The 15,944-nt window shown below is 70.1% G+C and carries 15 protein-coding genes; 6 read left to right on the plus strand and 9 right to left on the minus strand.

Features of this window, described 5'->3' with window-relative positions:
• Positions 1-6: 6 nt before the first annotated feature.
• The gene (locus tag IE206_RS09295) at positions 7-2,757 is read right to left on the minus strand and encodes a penicillin acylase family protein (protein WP_189961572.1); all 2,751 of its coding nucleotides are present in this window, start codon (positions 2,755-2,757) and stop codon (positions 7-9) included.
• A gap of 252 nt (positions 2,758-3,009) precedes the next feature.
• Here IE206_RS09295 and IE206_RS09300 point away from each other — a divergent pair, with 252 nt between their 5' ends.
• The 6 genes from IE206_RS09300 to mscL all read left to right on the plus strand — a co-directional run bounded on the left by IE206_RS09300 (position 3,010) and on the right by mscL (position 8,812).
• Positions 3,010-4,590 (plus strand): potassium/proton antiporter, encoded by a 1,581-nt coding sequence (locus IE206_RS09300; protein WP_189961573.1) that lies wholly within the window; start codon positions 3,010-3,012, stop codon positions 4,588-4,590.
• A 293-nt stretch (positions 4,591-4,883) separates the two neighbouring features.
• Positions 4,884-6,155, plus strand: coding sequence for an MFS transporter (locus IE206_RS09305; protein WP_189961574.1), 1,272 nt, complete (start codon positions 4,884-4,886; stop codon positions 6,153-6,155).
• Positions 6,156-6,223: 68 nt separating this feature from the next.
• Entirely contained in the window at positions 6,224-6,529 is a 306-nt protein-coding gene (locus tag IE206_RS09310; protein WP_189961575.1) for an FmdB family zinc ribbon protein, read from the plus strand.
• Between the two features lie 74 nt (positions 6,530-6,603).
• The gene (locus IE206_RS09315) at positions 6,604-7,437 is read left to right on the plus strand and encodes an S-methyl-5'-thioadenosine phosphorylase (protein ID WP_189961576.1); all 834 of its coding nucleotides are present in this window, start codon (positions 6,604-6,606) and stop codon (positions 7,435-7,437) included.
• Between the two features lie 238 nt (positions 7,438-7,675).
• A complete protein-coding gene (locus IE206_RS09320) occupies positions 7,676-8,239 on the plus strand; it encodes an RcpC/CpaB family pilus assembly protein (RefSeq protein WP_189961577.1) in 564 nt (187 codons plus the stop codon).
• A 123-nt stretch (positions 8,240-8,362) separates the two neighbouring features.
• The gene (mscL, locus tag IE206_RS09325) at positions 8,363-8,812 is read left to right on the plus strand and encodes a large conductance mechanosensitive channel protein MscL (RefSeq protein WP_189961578.1); all 450 of its coding nucleotides are present in this window, start codon (positions 8,363-8,365) and stop codon (positions 8,810-8,812) included.
• A 16-nt stretch (positions 8,813-8,828) separates the two neighbouring features.
• On the opposite strand, the gene IE206_RS09330 is transcribed toward mscL, so the two are convergent.
• From IE206_RS09330 to pflA, 8 genes are all read right to left on the minus strand, one after another.
• The gene (locus tag IE206_RS09330; RefSeq protein ID WP_189961579.1) at positions 8,829-9,032 is read right to left on the minus strand and encodes a hypothetical protein; all 204 of its coding nucleotides are present in this window, start codon (positions 9,030-9,032) and stop codon (positions 8,829-8,831) included.
• 162 nt (positions 9,033-9,194) lie between these two features.
• Positions 9,195-9,620 carry a hypothetical protein gene (locus tag IE206_RS09335; RefSeq protein WP_226598888.1) on the minus strand — a complete coding sequence of 142 codons (426 nt, stop codon included), beginning with the start codon at positions 9,618-9,620 and terminating at the stop codon, positions 9,195-9,197.
• On the minus strand, positions 9,617-10,270 hold the full coding sequence (locus IE206_RS09340) for a QcrA and Rieske domain-containing protein (RefSeq protein ID WP_189961580.1): 654 nt from the start codon (positions 10,268-10,270) through the stop codon (positions 9,617-9,619). Before IE206_RS09340 ends, IE206_RS09335 begins: the two co-directional genes overlap by 4 nt.
• The gene (locus IE206_RS09345) at positions 10,267-10,869 is read right to left on the minus strand and encodes a 4Fe-4S dicluster domain-containing protein (RefSeq protein ID WP_189961581.1); all 603 of its coding nucleotides are present in this window, start codon (positions 10,867-10,869) and stop codon (positions 10,267-10,269) included. Before IE206_RS09345 ends, IE206_RS09340 begins: the two co-directional genes overlap by 4 nt.
• A gap of 8 nt (positions 10,870-10,877) precedes the next feature.
• A complete protein-coding gene (locus tag IE206_RS09350; RefSeq protein WP_189961582.1) occupies positions 10,878-13,178 on the minus strand; it encodes a molybdopterin oxidoreductase family protein in 2,301 nt (766 codons plus the stop codon).
• A complete protein-coding gene (locus IE206_RS09355) occupies positions 13,175-14,185 on the minus strand; it encodes an MFS transporter (protein WP_226598900.1) in 1,011 nt (336 codons plus the stop codon). Before IE206_RS09355 ends, IE206_RS09350 begins: the two co-directional genes overlap by 4 nt.
• A gap of 251 nt (positions 14,186-14,436) precedes the next feature.
• On the minus strand, positions 14,437-14,871 hold the full coding sequence (locus tag IE206_RS09360; protein WP_189961584.1) for an ester cyclase: 435 nt from the start codon (positions 14,869-14,871) through the stop codon (positions 14,437-14,439).
• A gap of 163 nt (positions 14,872-15,034) precedes the next feature.
• On the minus strand, positions 15,035-15,865 hold the full coding sequence (pflA, locus tag IE206_RS09365) for a pyruvate formate-lyase-activating protein (protein ID WP_189961585.1): 831 nt from the start codon (positions 15,863-15,865) through the stop codon (positions 15,035-15,037).
• Positions 15,866-15,944 lie beyond the last annotated feature (79 nt).

A 15,944-nucleotide genomic window follows, 5' to 3' on the forward strand; every position in this document is an offset into this window, starting at 1 on the left:
CCCGTACTACGGCGTGAGCTTCAGCGTGTCCACGGTTGACCCGTCGACCGCCTTGCCGCTGAACGACCAGTCCAGGAGCTGGCCCTTGGCCCACTTCTCGGTCTGGTCCGAGTAGTGCGCGCTGTAGGCGTGGCCCGAGGCACCGGTGAGGTTGATCCACTTGGACTTGTCGAAGTCCTTGAGGTTGACGACCATCCGCATCGAGGGGACCCAGGTGACGCCGTAGTCGCCGCTCGCCGCGTTCCAGCCGGTGGCGTTGACCGCGGCCTCGCCGCCGCCCAGGTTCCACGGGCCCCGGTTGAGGACCCACTGCAGGAAGCCCGGGCCCTCCTTGCCGAGGGTCTGGTTCTTCAGGATCATCTGGTGGAGCCGGCCCCAGCTCCAGGTCGTGGTGTCCTTGCCGAGCTTGGCGGTCAGCTCCCAGCGGGCGTCCTTCATGGCGCGGGCCAGCAGCTGGTCGCGGGTCGTGGTGGCCTTGTCCAGACGGGTCGCGGGCGACTGCCACCAGGCGTTGTTCTGGTCGTTGAAGATCTTCCGGACGACCTCGGACCAGCGGTCGCCGCCGTCGGGCTGCGTCGAGTCGCCCTCGCGCTCGCCGCACTCCTGGACCTTCTGGTTGGGGTCGTCGACCGGACCGGTGCCGGCCGGCGGAGTCACGTACAGGCACTCGCCCTTGGGGCGCAGCTCCTTGGGCAGCTTGTTGCCGAACGCCAGTTTCAGGACGTTGCGCCACACCGAGTTGAAGTAGGCGGCGGCCGCCGAGTCGTTCTCCTGGGTGTAGTCCCAGCCCTCGAGGAGCTTCTGCGCCTCGCGGACGGACGGGTCGGACACGTTGATCTTCAGCAGAGCGGGCGTCAGCAGCGCGGCGATCTCGCTGCTGTTGTCCATCTGCATCTTCTGCATGTCCTCGGTGGAGATCTTCCCGCCACCCTTGATCTTCGACTCGATGAGGTCGTTGATCCGCTGGCTGCGGGTGCCGTAGCCCCAGTCCTTGGTGATCAGGTACGGGTACTTCTTCTCGTCGATCACAGCCTGGTTGGCGGTGACGATGAAGCCGCGCTTGGGGTCGTACTCGTAGGGCAGCGCGTCGTAGGGGATGTACTTCTTCCACGTGTACTTCGAGTCCCAGCCGGGGGCCGGCATGGTGCCGTCGACGCCGTCCGCGCGCACCGGGATCCTGCCGGGCGCCTGGTAGCCGATGTGGCCCTTGGTGTCGGCGTAGATCAGGTTCTGCGAGGGGACCTCGAAGTCCTTGGCGGCGGCCCGGAAGGACTTGAAGTCGGTGGCGCGGTTCAGCGCGAACACCGCGTCCATGGACTTGCCGGGCTCAAGGGCCGTCCACTTCAGGGAGACCGCGTAGCCGGTGCCCCGGTCGGGGGCCGCGGAGTTGACGGGCGCCTTCTGTCCGACCTTCTCCAGCTCGTCGTCGCGGTCGGAGACCAGCGGGCCGTTGTTGGTCTCGCGGATCGTGATGGTCTTGCTGGATCCGCCGGCCACCTTGATGACCTCCTCGCGCGTGGCGAGCGGCTTCTCCTGGTTGTCGTAGAGGTAGCTGGAGCCGTTGATCTTCTCCAGGTACAGGTCCGTCACGTCGGCGCCGAGGTTGGTGAAGCCCCAGGAGACGTCCTGGTTGTGGCCGATGACCACACCGGGCATGCCGGAGAAGGTGTAGCCCGCGACGTCGTAGGTGCACTTGCTGGAGACGGTCCGGCAGTGCAGACCCATCTGGTACCAGAGCGAGGGCATCATCGGCGCGAGGTGCGGGTCGTTGGCGAGCAGCGGCATGCCGGTCGTCGTGTACTTGCCCGACACCACCCAGGAGTTGGAGCCGATGCCGCTGCCGTTGGGGCCGAGCAGTGCCGGGATCTTGTCCAGTGTGTCGGAGAGCGACGAAAGCTGGCTCTGCATGCCCTGGAGGGCGTCCTGGGCGCTCCCCGGGGCCCCGTCCGAGCCCGTCGCGGGGCGCTGGGGGTCGAACTTCCCGGTGGCCTTGTTGTACGAGCCCTCGTCGACGATGGGGCGGTGGGTGGCGGAAGGGTAGGCCGGGTACAGGTCGTTGATCTGCTTCGGGCTGAGCCTGCTGGTCATCAGGGACCGGTCGATCTCGTCCTGCATGTTGCCGCGCAGGTCCCAGGCCATCGCCTTGAGCCAGGCCACCGAGTCGACCGGCGTCCAGGCCTCGGGCGTGTAGTCGTTGGTGAAGCCGAGGGCCGCGTACTCGACGGAGATGTCCTTGCCGTCCTTGCCCTTCAGATACGCGTTCACCCCCGCCGCGTAGGACTGGAGGTACTTCTTGGTGGCGGGGGACAGCTTGGTGTCGTACTCCTGCTGCGCGACCTTGCGCCAGCCCAGGGTGCGCAGGAAGGCGTCGGTGTCGACCTGGCCGCTGCCGAACATCTCCGAGAGCCGGCCCGACGTCATGTGCCGCCGGACGTCCATCTCGTAGAAGCGGTCCTGCGCCTGGACGTAGCCCTGCGCCATGAACAGGTCGGCGTCGTTGTCGGCGTAGATCTGCGGAACGCCGTAGTCGTCGCGCTTGACCTCGACCTGGCCGAGCAGGCCCGGGACCTTGAGGGTGCCGGTGGTCTGCGGGAACGAGGCGCGCACGGTACTCACCGACCAGTACGCGCCGTAGGCGACGCCCGCGACCAGCGCCAGCACCAGGACGAGGACGAACAGCCTCAGGCGGCGTCCCCTCTTCCTGCTCGTCTTGCCGGCCGTCGTACCGGCGGAAGGGGCGGTTGTGGTGGCGGGCATCGCTGTCCTTCGAGGGGCAGGGTGGTCCAGGAGTGCTGGGAGCAACCATAGGCGCAGCCGCTGACAGCCCCTGACGCGGTGCCTGAGTTCGCGCACCGGGGCGTCGCGCAGAGGAGCCCTCGCGTAAAGAAAGCGTCAAAGATTAGGTAAGGTAACGAAGTACCTTGGGTGACGGAACGTTTCACCAGGTGCGTCAGACAGCTCGGGGGGTCCCCCGGATGCGCACCGGTCACTTCGGGATGCACGATTTTCATGGGGTGCCTGGCGGCGCCTGAGGGGAAGGATCGGCCACTGACTGTCCACCAGCTCAACGAACTCCTGCTCATCTGCTCGCTCGTCCTGCTCATCGCCGTCGCGGCGGTGCGCATCTCCTCCCGCAGCGGGCTCCCCAGCCTGCTCCTGTATCTCGGCATCGGGATCGCGATCGGGCAGGACGGCATCTTCAACGTCAAGTTCAACGACGCCGAACTGACGCAGGTGATCGGCTATGCCGCACTGGTGGTGATCCTGGCCGAGGGCGGCCTGGGCACCAAGTGGAAGGAGATCAGACCGGCGTTGCCTGCGGCCGTCGTGCTGTCGCTCGTCGGCGTCGCGGTGAGCGTGGGAGTCACGGCGGCGGGCGCGCACTACCTGGTGGGCCTGGAGTGGCGGCAGGCACTGATCATCGGCGCGGTGGTGTCGTCCACGGACGCCGCGGCCGTCTTCTCCGTCCTGCGCAAGGTGCCCCTGCCGTCGCGCGTCACCGGCGTCCTGGAGGCCGAGTCCGGCTTCAACGACGCCCCCGTGGTGATCCTGGTCGTCGCCTTCTCCACACCCGGACCGGTCGACTCCTGGTACCTGCTTGTCGGGAAGATAGCCCTGGAGCTCGCCATAGGCGCCTCGATCGGGCTCGCGGTGGGCTGGCTCGGATCGTACGGACTGCGCCATGTGGCGCTGCCCGCCTCCGGCCTCTACCCGATCGCGGTGATGGCGATCGCCGTGACCGCCTATGCGGCCGGCGCCATGGCCCACGGCTCCGGCTTCCTCGCGGTCTACCTCGCCTCCATGGTGCTCGGCAACGCCAAGCTGCCCCACTGGCCCGCCACCCGCGGCTTCGCCGACGGGCTCGGCTGGATCGCCCAGATCGGCATGTTCGTCCTCCTCGGCCTCCTGGTCACCCCGCACAACCTGGGCGCCGACTTCTGGCCCGCCGTGATCATCGGCCTCGTTCTGACGATGGTGGCGCGGCCCCTGGAAGTGCTGCTCAGCCTGCTGCCGTTCCGGATGCCGTGGCAGGAGAAGGCCCTGATGTCGTGGGCGGGTCTGCGCGGCGCCGTACCGATCATCCTCGCCACCATCCCCATGGTCTCGGGGATCGACGGCAGCGAGAAGGTCTTCAACATCGTCTTCATCCTGGTCGTCGTCTACACCCTGATCCAGGGCCCGACGCTGCCGTGGCTGGCCCGCAAGCTCCAGCTCTCGGACTCCGACGAGGCCGCCGACCTGGGCGTCGAATCGGCCCCCCTGGAGCGCCTGCGCGGCCATCTGCTCTCCGTGGCCATCCCGCCGAAGTCGAGGATGCACGGCGTCGAGGTGCACGAGCTGAGGCTGCCGCCGGGCGCCGCCGTCACCCTCGTCGTACGCGACGGCAAGAGCTTCGTGCCGGGGCCGACCACCGTGCTGCGCCACGGCGACGAGCTCCTGGTGGTCGCCACCGATCCGGTACGGGACGCGGCCGAGAACCGGCTGCGGGCGGTCGGCCAGGGCGGCAAGCTGGCCGGCTGGCTTGGCACCGGGGGCGCGGCAGCGAGCGGGCCTCCCCAGAAGGCGAAGCCCAGGCGAACGGCGCATTAAGCCGCGTGGCGCCGCGTTAAACCGCGTGTCGTCCACATAAACACAGGCCTAAACTCGGCACTCCGTGCGGATTCGTAGGCACGGAGTGCCAAAGCTCTGTATCATGAAGGTACACCACTGATCGACCAACTCTGCCTGACGCAGAGCTGGCGCGACCGTATGGCGGTCGGGAGCCCCCGCAGTAGCCCCCGGCATCTACCGCAGTTCCGCGCAAGAGGACAGCTCTCGGCAACGCCCGCACCCACAGATCTGTGCATGGGGCGCGCTACCAGGCGGCAGAAAGGCAAGGGGCCGTGGCATCCACGGTCACTTCTGACAAGCGGCCCGGTTACGGGCAGCTTCTGCGCACACCTGGCGCACTGTCCTTCCTCCTGCCCGGCTTCGCGGCCCGGCAGCCCTTCGCGATGCTCACCATCGGCATCCTGCTGCTCGTCCAGCACACCACCGGCTCCTACGGAGGCGCTGGCGCCGTCGCCGCCTTCACCGGCGTCTCCATGGCGCTGTTCGCCCCGCAGAGCGGCAAGCTCGCGGACCGCTTCGGACAGCGCGCCGTCCTGGTGCCCGGCGTCCTGGTCCACGCGGCCTCCGTGTCCGCGCTGACCGCCCTCGCGCTGGCCGGCGCGCCCCTGTGGGCGCTGTTCATCGCGGCCGTGCCCACCGGTGCCTCTGTCCCGCAGGTCGGCCCCATGGTGCGGGCCCGCTGGGCCAACAAGCTGGACGGCTCGCCCCTGATGGCGACCGCCGCCGCCTTCGAGTCGGTGACCGACGAGTTCACCTTCGTCATCGGCCCGGTCCTGGCGACCGCCCTGTGCACCAGCGTGCACCCGGCCGCGGGCCTCGTCGCCGAGGCGTCCCTGACCCTCGTCGGCGGCCTCCTGTTCGCGGCCCGGCGCGGCACCCAGCCGCCGGTACGCAGCGCCGCCGAGCACGAGGCGGCCGAGCACACCTCCGCGCTGTCCATCCCGGGCGTACGCGTCCTGGCGATGGCCTTCCTCGGCATCGGCGCGGTCTTCGGCGGCATGCAGGTTTCGCTGACCGCGTTCGCGGAAGAGATCGGCAACCCCGGAATCAACGGCGTCCTTTACGGCATTTTCGCCGCCGGAAACATGCTGGCGGGCATAGCCTGCGGCGCCATCGCCTGGAAGTCCGCGCCCCGCACCCGGCTGATCGCCGGCTACGCGGCGCTCACCCTGGCGGCCTCCGGACTGTGGGCGGCGCACTCCGTACTGCTGCTCGGCGGCCTCGGCCTGATCGTCGGCCTGTGCATCGCCCCGGCCCTGATCACCGGCTACACGCTGGTCGAGACGCTGGTCCCGGCGACCTCGCGGACCGAGGCGTTCACCTGGCTGACCGGCGCGGTCGCGCTGGGCCAGGCCGCCGCCGTCACGGTCGCCGGACGGCTGACCGACGCCCACGGTTCGACCGCGGGATTCCTGGTGCCGATGGGGGGCACGGCGCTGGCCCTGGTCACGCTGCTCGCGCTCCGCTCCCGGCTCTCCCCGCGCCCGGCGGCACGTACCGTGGCGCGTGGCGTCGGTCACCGTGTCCCCGTCACGGTGGACTGATCCCGGGGAATACGTCACTATGGACCGTCGTTAGCACTCATCGAGTGAGAGTGCCAGGAGGAAGACAAGTGCCGACCTACCAGTACCAGTGCACCGAGTGCGGCGAGGGCCTCGAGGCGGTGCAGAAGTTCACCGATGACGCCCTGACCGTGTGCCCGAACTGCGACGGACGCCTGAAGAAGGTGTTCTCGGCGGTCGGCATCGTTTTCAAGGGCTCCGGCTTCTACCGCAACGACAGCCGCGGCGCGTCGACGAGCAGCTCGCCCGCGTCGTCGTCCAGCTCCGGCTCGTCCGCGTCGAAGACGTCGTCGAGCTCGTCCGGCTCGGACTCCAAGCCGGCCGCGTCGACGTCGAGCTCCGGCACGGCCGCCTGACCCAGCCTCGTACGAACCCCCGCCGTACTACGGCGGGGGTTCTGTCGTTTCCGCCCACGGTTAGTGTGACCGGCATGGTTAACGCAGAGATCGGCGTCATCGGCGGCTCGGGGTTCTACTCGTTCCTGGAGGACGTCACCGAGGTCCAGGTGGACACTCCCTACGGATCCCCCAGCGACTCCCTCTTCCTCGGCGAGATCGCCGGCCGGAAGGTGGCCTTCCTGCCCCGTCACGGCCGCGGCCACCACCTGCCCCCGCACCGCATCAACTACCGCGCCAACCTGTGGGCGCTGCGTTCGGTCGGGGTGCGCCAGGTGCTCGGGCCGTGCGCGGTGGGCGGCCTGCGCGAGGAGTACGGGCCGGGCACGCTGCTCGTACCGGACCAGCTGGTGGACCGTACGAAGGCACGCGTCCAGACCTTCTTCGACGGGCTTCCGCTGCCCGACGGCACGGTCCCGGGCGTCGTGCACACCACGTTCGCCGACCCGTACTGCCCGAGCGGCCGCAAGGCGGCCCTGGGCGCGGCCGACGGGCGCGGCTGGCAGGCCGTGGACGGCGGCACCATGGTCGTCGTCGAGGGCCCCCGCTTCTCGACCCGCGCCGAATCGAAGTGGCACGCCTCGATGGGCTGGTCGGTGGTCGGCATGACCGGGCACCCCGAGGCCTACCTCGCCCGCGAACTGGAGCTCTGCTACACCTCGTTGTCCCTGGTGACCGACCTGGACGCGGGCGCCGAGACCGGCGAGGGCGTCTCGCACGCCGAGGTCCTGCGGGTGTTCGGCGAGAACGTGGCGCGCCTGCGCGAGGTGCTCTTCGACGCGGTCGCCGCCCTTCCGGCCACCGCGGACCGCGACTGCCTGTGCATGCATGCGCATGACGGCTGGGACCTGGGGATCGAGCTGCCGTAAGCGGGGGCGCGGGCCCGGCGCCGGGCGCCTTTTCGGGGCCGGGCGCTGACCGGGGCCGGGCGGGGCGCTGGGGCGGGCTGCGGGCCCGAACGCCCCTTCCACGGCTGAACTCCCTTCCGGGTGAGCGAGTTGTCCACAGGCGGGCGGTGGTCCACAGGCGCCGGCGAGATCCCGCGGGACGGGGGATCGTGAGGAACGTCCGAGCAGCACAGGCTCCTCACGATCGGCAGTGATCACCATGTCCGCAGGCTCCGCATCAACCGCCTCGCCCACTCCCCGCCCCCTCCCCTACCTGCCTCCCGTGCCCGCGCCCGAGCCCGGCGGGGTGCCGTGCTTCCCGCCGCTGCGGGTGCGCGGCGGAAAGCACGGGCTGCGGCGTGCGATGCGCAGGCGGCGGCGCGCCATGGCCGCCGGGCTCGCCGTCACGGCCGCGGCCCTCGCCGTCTCCAGCCCGCAGGCGGCGGAGCGTACGCATCCGCCCGCGGCCCCTGCGCCACGCGAGCGCGGGCCTGCGCGGCCGGCCGCGCTGGTGTCGGCGCCGGTACGGATCGCGGACGCCGAGACCGTACGGCTGCTGAAGCCCGGCGACCGGGTCGATGTGATCGCGTCCCCCAACTCGGCCTCCGCGGGCGGAGACCAGGCCCGTGTGGTGGCAACGGGTGCCCGGGTCACGGAAGTTCCGGGAGCACGTGGGACTTCCTCCGACGCCGGAGCGCTCGTGGTCCTCGCCGTGCCGCGCGATGCCGCCAGGGCGCTGGTCGGCGCGGGGACGACATCCCGGCTGGCGGTGACGTTGTGTTGATTCGCACAGGCGAACGGTCAAGTCCCCCATTCGCATACATGGATTGGACAGTGCGGTGCTGCCCTGTCCAAGGTGGCACAGAAGTTTGCTCCGCCCCCTGCACATGCGAAGAAAGGCTCATTGGTGAGCGAGGAGAAGACAGGCGTGCTGGCCGGCTTCAAGGCCTTCCTGATGCGCGGGAATGTGATCGACCTGGCCGTCGCCGTGGTGATCGGCGCCGCGTTCACCAACGTCGTGAACTCGGTCGTGAAGGGTGTGATCAACCCGCTCGTCGGCGCCTTCGGCACCAAGGACCTGGAGAGCTACGCCTCCTGCCTGAAGGGCCCCTGCACCGCCGACTCGGGCATCCAGATCGCCTGGGGCGGAGTGCTCAGCGCCCTGCTGAGCTTCATCATCACCGCCGCCGTCGTGTACTTCCTGATGGTGCTGCCCATGGCCAAGTTCCTGGCCCGGCGGGCCCGGCAGGACAAGGCGAAGGAAGGCGTGCGCGAGACGATGGAGGTCAGCGAGCTGGAGGTCCTGAAGGAGATCCGCGACGTGCTGGTCGCCCAGCGCGGCCCCAGCGAGTCGTAGCGCCGCCGCGTACGGCTCAGATGTGGTGGGGCGGCTTCTCGTCGAGGAAGCGTGCCAGGTCGGCGGCGCTGCCCGCGGACGCGGGCCGCTCACCCCACCCGCGGTCCGTGTCGTCCGAGGATTGCTGGTCCAGCGGATCGTCGAAGACCAGCGCCGGCTTGGGCTGCTCCTTGGGCGCTGATTCCCGGTCGCGCGATCCGGGGGCGGGGGCGGTGCTCATACGTCAAGGGTACGGCGGGCGGAGCCGGGGTACGCGGGCCGGTCGGCGCCCCTCGGGTCGCCGACCCTGCGGACGGTGGCCTCAGCGGTCCTTCGGCCAGTGGCGTACGAAGCCGGGGCGGCGGTCTTCAGGCCGGCGTCGCCGCGATCCGGCAGCCCCCGCTCACCGGTCCTTCGGGTCGAGGAGCCAGAGGCCGAGGACCGCCAGGAACGACAGGCAGAGGAATCCCGCGCCCCACCAGGCCGTGCCGGTGTTGCCCCGCATCCACTCGTTGACCACCACGGTCAGGCCCCACAGCTGGCCGATGACCACGGTGATCGCCAGGGTGAGGCGGGCCGTCAGCTTCGATGAGCGCTCCGGTTCCTGCTCGCTGCCGGCGCCCGGCCCCGGCCCGGTGTGCCGGATCCGGGGGTCGCCGTAGCCGCTGGTCGCGCGGATCTGCGGGTAGCGCTCGTGGACCGGCCGGTTGAGCCGGGGCTGTGCGGAACCGGGGGTGTACACGGGCCGCGGAGGGACCGGGAGGCCCTCACCCGGGACGGGCCCGCCCTGAGAGGCCCGACCGGGGGCCGCGTTGCCGTCGGTGCTCATGTCCGCTCGCTCCTTTCGGCCGGCTTGGCGTTCGCAGCGGGGCAGCCCATGCGGGCAGCCATGTCGGGCCGCTTGTCGGCGAACTGGCGGCACATGGCGTCCTTGACGCTCTCGCCGGAGCGCGCCGTGGCCACCGCCCAGACGCTGCCGTCGGCCTCCTCGACGAGGAGCACCTTGGGCAGCGGGCGCGGCGGCGGCCCGGCGGTGACCTCGCCGGTGCGGGCGTCGAAGACCCCTTCGTGGCAAGGGCAGTACAGCTCGCCCTCCGCGCCGCGGTCCTCGCGCCACAGAACGCCGCAGGCCAGGTGCGTACAGATGGCGGAGTAGCCGACGAGGGTGCCGTCGGCGAGGCGGACGGCGACCGCGCGGTCGTCCTCACCGGGGAAGCGGAAGGCGACGGACTGGCCCCGAGGGAGCACGGCCGCGACGCGCTTGGCGGCGGGCGGGTCGTCACTGTCGCCGTGCCGGTGCAGCACTCCCCCGGCAACGGCCACGCTGCCGACCGCCAGGCCGCCCGAAACGGTGGCGACGATACGGAGGTAGTCGCGGCGGGTGGTGAGGGAGTCGGCGGCGATGCGGTCGTGGAGGGCGGCCTGGGCCGGATCCGCGCCGGGGTCGGGGGCGGGGGGCGACTGGTCGGTGACGCTCACGGGCCCACCCTCTTCCCGTTGACCTCGACGATCGGAAGGCCACCCGGCACCGGCCACTGGACCTTGTCGGCGGGCACGACCATGGCCACGCCGGTGGAGACGACGACGTCGCCGAACGTGAAGGAGTCGGCGACCTGGACACCGGGGCGCTCCGCGCGGAGCTCCTCGACCGTCCCGTAGAACAGCGCACCGGTCGGGCAGACCGTGGCGCACATGGGGGCAAGTCCATAGGCGGTGCGGTCGTAGCAGAGGTTGCACTTCATCTGCAGCTTCGCCTGGAGGTCGATCTTCGGTACGCCGAAGGGGCAGGCGTTCACGCAGTTCGCGCAGCCGATGCAGCGGGTGGTGTCGGCCTGCTGCACCACACCGTCCGCGGTCACCAGGATCGCGTCGGCGGGACACACCTCGGCGCACGGGGCGACCGGGTCCTCGCAGTGCATACAGACGGTCGGAAGGGAGGCGACGGAATGACCCTCGTCGGGATAGTCGAGATGGATCATGGACTTGCCGCGGTGCGAGTCGCACTCGCGGCAGGCCGACACACAGGCCTGGCAGCCGATGCAGCGCCCCGGGTCGATGAAGATCGTTCTGCCCATCATGGCGGGCGTCAGCTCCTCTCCGCGGTGCCACGGCCCTGCGGGGACGTGGGCGGCAGGGGGTCGGTGCGCGAGACCTGCGTCGCCGGGTACGCCTCGTGGCCCGGCGCGGTCGGCGGCGCCGGCACCTCGTCGATGCGCTCGGCGGCCTCGATCCGGCAGGCGCACACCTTGTACTCGGGGATCTTGGAACGGGGGTCGAGGGCGTCGATGGTGAGCGCGTTCGCGGCCGTCGGAACGGGCCAGTGGTACGGAATGAACACCGTGTCGGGCCGGATCGCCTCGGTGACCAGCGCCGGGAAGACCTCGCTGCCGCGCCGGGTCACCACCCGCACCGGGTCGCCGTTGCGGAAGCCGTGCGAGGGGTGGACCTCCACCCAGGGGCGCGGGGTCTGCTCGACGAGCGCGCCGAGCCGGCGTGTCTGGTTGCCGGAAAGGAAGTGCGCCACCGTACGGCCCGTGGTCAGCGACATCGGATGCTCTTCGTCGTACGGGTCCATCGGCGGATGCCACTCGACGACCTGCATATGGATCTTGCCGTCCGGGTGCGAGGTCCGGCCGCCCTCGAACAGGCGGGGCGTACCCGGATGGTCGGTGGAGGGGCAGGGCCAGGCGATACCGCCGGTCTCCTCCAGGCGCTCGTAGGTGATGCCGTAGTAGTCGTTGACCGTTCCGGCCGACGCGATGCGCAGCTCCTCGAACACTTCACGGGAGCCCGGATAGGCGAACTTGTCGCCCACGCCGAGGCGTTGGGCCAGCTGGCACATCACCCAGGTGTCGGTGCGCACACCCCCGGGCGGCTCCTGTGCCTTGTTGTGCTTGACCACCCTGGCCTCGGCGTTGGCCATCACACCCTCGTCCTCGGCCCAGGTGGTGACGGGGAAGACGACATGCGCGTTGGCCGCGGTCTCGGAAAGGAAGAAGTCGAATTGAGCGTGGAACTCCAGAGCGTCGTAACCCGCCTTCACCGTCCCGTAGTTGGGAAGGGAGACGAAGGGGTTGTTGCAGATGCCGATCAGGCCGCGGATCTCCTCGCGCTGCATCTGCCAGACCATTTCCATCATCGAGGTGCCCGCGGGCGGCAGTTCGGACTCCTCGATGCCCCAGATCTCGCAGATCTGCCGCCGGTGCTCCGGATTCGAGATGGAACGCCCGCCGGGCAGCAGGTCGGACTTCTGGCCGTGCTCCCGCCCGCCCTGCCCGTTGCCCTGGCCGGTGATGGTGCCGTAACCGGCGCCCGGCTTGCCGAGGTTGCCGGTGGCCGTGCAGAGGTTGATGACGGTCAGGCAGTTCTCGACGCCCTGCGAATGATGCTCGATGCCCCGTGCGTGCCAGGCCATCGCCCGCTCCGCACCCGCGAAGGCCCGGGCGACCTGGACGACCTGGGAGGCGGGAATCCCGCAGATGTCGGCTGCCACATCGGGCGTGACGGAGGCGACGGCCGCGCACACCTCGTCCCAGCCGGTGGTGTGCTCGGCGAGGAACTCCTTGTCGACGAGGTCCTCCTCGATGACGACGTTCAGTACGGCGTTGAAGAAGGCCGCGTCGGTGCCGGGCCGCAGCGCGACGTGGATGTCGGCGGTGCGCGCGATGGCCGTCTCGCGCGGATCGACCACGATCAGGCTCGCCCCACGGTCCCGGGCTCCCCACAGGTACTGGGTCATGACGGGGAAGCACTCCCCCACATTGGACCCGGCGATCAGCAGGCAGTCGGTGAGGAGGATGTCGGAGAAAGGGTTGCCCGCCCGGTCGATGCCGAAGGCGAGCTTGTTGGCTCCGGCGGCGGAGACCATGCACAGCCGGCCGTTGTAGTCGACGTGCCGCGTCTTGAGGGCGACCCGGCCGAACTTGCCGACCAGGTACGTCTTCTCGGAGAACAGGCTCGCCCCGCCGAGCAGCCCGAACGCGTCGTTGCCGTGGGCGGACTGGATGCGGCGGACCTCGGCGACCGTGAAGTCGAGCGCCTCCTCCCAGGAGACCTCGCGAAACGGCTCGTCGCGGGAGCGGCGCATCAGCGGCGAGGTCAGCCGGTCGGGGTGGTTGACCTGCTGGTAGGCGTTGATGCCCTTGGGGCAGAGCCGCATCCGGTTGATGTCGTGGTTGCGGGGCTCTACCCCGAACACCTTGCCCGCCCGGTCGACCCGCAGATACATGCCGCACTGCACCCCGCAGAAGCAGCAGTGGGTGGGGACGAGGGTCTCGCCGTTCTGGTCGGCGTGCCACTGGTCGGCCGGGATGCCGCCCGCGTCCCTGAAGTTGCGGGTGCCGGGCGGCGCGATCGAAGGGTCGAGCGGAATGGGCCGGCTGCTCACTTGAAGCCCTTCTTGACGTGGCCGAGGTAGGCGGTGCCGCGCAGCACCCGCTTGCAGCGCGGGCAGTACTGGGCCCAGGCGTCGAAATCGAGCTTCAGGTCGCGCATGGTGCCCCGCAGGTTCTCGACGTACGGGGCGGTGTCGATGGGCTGACCGCAGCGCTTGCACGGGAAGACCTGCTCGTCCTGGCGGGCCGTGTATTTGAAGAGCTGCATGCCGACCACGGCCGGCCGCTGCACGATGTGGAAGAACTTCCCGAACGGGATGTAGATGAGGGTGAACACGACCGAGACCATGTGCAGGACCGACAGGAACTGGTAGCCGCCGCCGTGCAGGAAGATCGACGAGAAGGTGAGGAGGAGCCCCGTCACGGAGATGACGATCAGCGCGATCAGCGGGACGAGGTCGTAGGCGAAACGCTGGCCGGTGATGGCGCCGCGGTCCTTCATCCGCCGCCACAGGAAGTACGAGGCGCCGGGGATCACCAGGACGGCGGCGATGTCCAGGCCGTGGAACATCAGCCAGCCGACGACGCTCAGCGAGTCGAACCCGAGGACCTTGAACCCCCAGATCCGCATCTCGTACCCCGGTCCCGAGCCGGACGCGGAGGTGAACGTGAACCAGCCCCAGGTCAGCGGGAACGTGATCGCGGCAGCCAGGATGCAGCCCCAGAAGATCAGCTGGTGGGCACCCCAGCGGGCGTGCGAGCGGGCGCCGAGGAACTTCTGGAAGCCGAGATAGGTGGCGATCATCTTCGGCAGGGCGGTGGGCGCCTTGCGGAAGTTGGCCGCCGAGAACAGGCTCCGCCAGCCCTGCCTGAACAGGCGGCGGGCGCCCGGGGAGGAGATCCACACGGTGTAGCGGTAGGCGACACCGAAGGCCAGGAAGACGGTGGCGACCGCGTACGGAAGGAGCGCGGAATCGAAGTCCCGGAGCAGCCGGCTGCCGAACACGATGGCCAGGACGAGCAGAACGGACACAGCCGTACCGGCCAGCGTCGCGCGCATCGCCACGGAACGCGGGGCGGGCGCGGGGGCGACGGCCGGCACCGGTGGCGGTGGCACGCCGGGAGAGGAGGCGGCCCGGGATGCGACGGGGGGTGCGGGTGGCTCGGTCACTTTGCCACGGTAGGGATGTTCAGGGACAAACAGCCTGTTTTAGCGGTCAACAGGGTGAGCCCACTCGGCCTTTGCCGCACCGGAGCCAGGCCCCGGGGCGCCGGCGGCTCGGCTCCGGGAAGCACAACCCGCCACGCTCGCTAACCCGCTGCCCCGCCGGGCGTCGGCACGACATCAAGTTCCTGCAGAAGACGAAGGAGGTCCTTTTCCGACCACTTTTCGGCCAGCCGGCCGTTCTCGATGCGATGGATCACCACCGCCGTCATCTCCATCTGGTTGCCGGTGCGCGGGATGCCCGGGAGGTCCCCCTCCTGCACTCCACGAGCCGTCAGGCGGGTCACGACCTTGTCGCCCTCCGCGATCTGGTCCTCGATCGTGTGGGTGCCGGGCGTGGCCTCCCAGAACACCCTGAACGCCTCCTTGAGTCCCTCGCGCCCCTCTCCGAAACCGGGAAAGGGCGGCGGCGAGTGGTCCTGGTAGTCCTCGGCCACGAGCTCGTCCAGGGCGTCGATGTTGCCCGCGTCGATCTCCTGGTAGAAGCGGCGTACAAGCTTCTTGTTCTCTTCCGTTGACACCGGAACCCCTCTTCGCGGTCGCGTGGGTGGTGACGCCGGAAACGGCACACCTGGCCGGAAGCGTCACCACTGGGGTTCCCCGTGCGGCCGCACGACGAGCCGGGCCGCCCCGAAGGTTCACCCGGACGCAGCTACGGAAGCAGTTGTGCACGCCGCGACCGCTTCAGACCGCGTACAGCCCGTGCGCGGTGAAGGCCTCCCGGGCCGCCGCCACCTGGCCGGCGGTGGGTGACGGGGTGTCGTGGAGGGAGAAGTTCATGCCGAGGGCCTGCCACTTGCCCTCGCCCAGCTTGTGGAACGGGAGGACGTCGACGCGGGACACATTGCCGAGGGAGGCGGCGAACGAGGCGACGCCCTCGATGTTGGCGGGGTCGTCGGTCAGATCCGGGACGAGGACGAAGCGGACGTGGACCTCCTTGCCGAGGTCCGCGAGACGGCGTGCGAAGTCGAGGGTCGGCTGCAGCGGGCGACCCGTGACCTTCTTGTACGTGTCGCGGTCCCAGGACTTGATGTCGAGCAGCACCAGGTCCACGTCGCGCAGCAGCGCGTCGGTGGCCCGGGTGCCGAGGAAACCGGAGGTGTCCAGGGCGGTGTGCAGACCCAGCTCGTGCTTGTAGCGGTGCAGCAGCTCACCGGCGAAGACGGGCTGGAGCAGCGGTTCACCTCCGCTCACGGTGGCGCCGCCGCCCGCCGCGCGGATGAACGTCGTGTACTTCGCGGCCTCGGCGACCACGTCGTCCGCGGTGGTGCGCTTGCCGTTGCGCATCCGCCAGGTGTCGGGGTTGTGGCAGTACAGGCAGGTCAGCGGGCAGCCCGAGAGGAAGGTGACGAAGCGCGTGCCCGGGCCGTCGACGCCGGTCGACAGGTCCCAGGAGTGCACCGAGCCGACGATCGGCCGGCGGGTGGCCGCCCCGGCGAGCGTGCTGGCGTCCTCGTCGCCGCCGGCACGGGCCGGACGGCCGACGGGGAACTCGGGGCTGAGCAGAACGGCCATGGCAGGGACCTTCCTCAAACGGTGGGGCGCGGGGAGGGGTGGTGGGCGGGTGGGGTGGGTGGGCGCGGGGGGCGGGAGG

Source organism: Streptomyces violascens (genome assembly GCF_014649955.1).
GTDB classification, from domain to species: domain Bacteria; phylum Actinomycetota; class Actinomycetes; order Streptomycetales; family Streptomycetaceae; genus Streptomyces; species Streptomyces violascens.

Bases quoted from the DNA above. Each gene is read 5' to 3' on its own strand.
- IE206_RS09295 (WP_189961572.1), bottom strand. From the start codon at position 2,757: ATGCCCGCCACCACAACCGCCCCTTCCGCCGGTACGACGGCCGGCAAG.
- IE206_RS09300 (WP_189961573.1), top strand. From the start codon at position 3,010: ATGGGGTGCCTGGCGGCGCCTGAGGGGAAGGATCGGCCACTGACTGTC.
- IE206_RS09315 (WP_189961576.1), top strand. From the start codon at position 6,604: ATGGTTAACGCAGAGATCGGCGTCATCGGCGGCTCGGGGTTCTACTCG.
- IE206_RS09320 (WP_189961577.1), top strand. From the start codon at position 7,676: ATGTCCGCAGGCTCCGCATCAACCGCCTCGCCCACTCCCCGCCCCCTC.
- IE206_RS09330 (WP_189961579.1), bottom strand. From the start codon at position 9,032: ATGAGCACCGCCCCCGCCCCCGGATCGCGCGACCGGGAATCAGCGCCC.
- IE206_RS09335 (WP_226598888.1), bottom strand. From the start codon at position 9,620: ATGAGCACCGACGGCAACGCGGCCCCCGGTCGGGCCTCTCAGGGCGGG.
- IE206_RS09345 (WP_189961581.1), bottom strand. From the start codon at position 10,869: ATGATGGGCAGAACGATCTTCATCGACCCGGGGCGCTGCATCGGCTGC.
- IE206_RS09355 (WP_226598900.1), bottom strand. From the start codon at position 14,185: ATGCGCGCGACGCTGGCCGGTACGGCTGTGTCCGTTCTGCTCGTCCTG.
- pflA (WP_189961585.1), bottom strand. From the start codon at position 15,865: ATGGCCGTTCTGCTCAGCCCCGAGTTCCCCGTCGGCCGTCCGGCCCGT.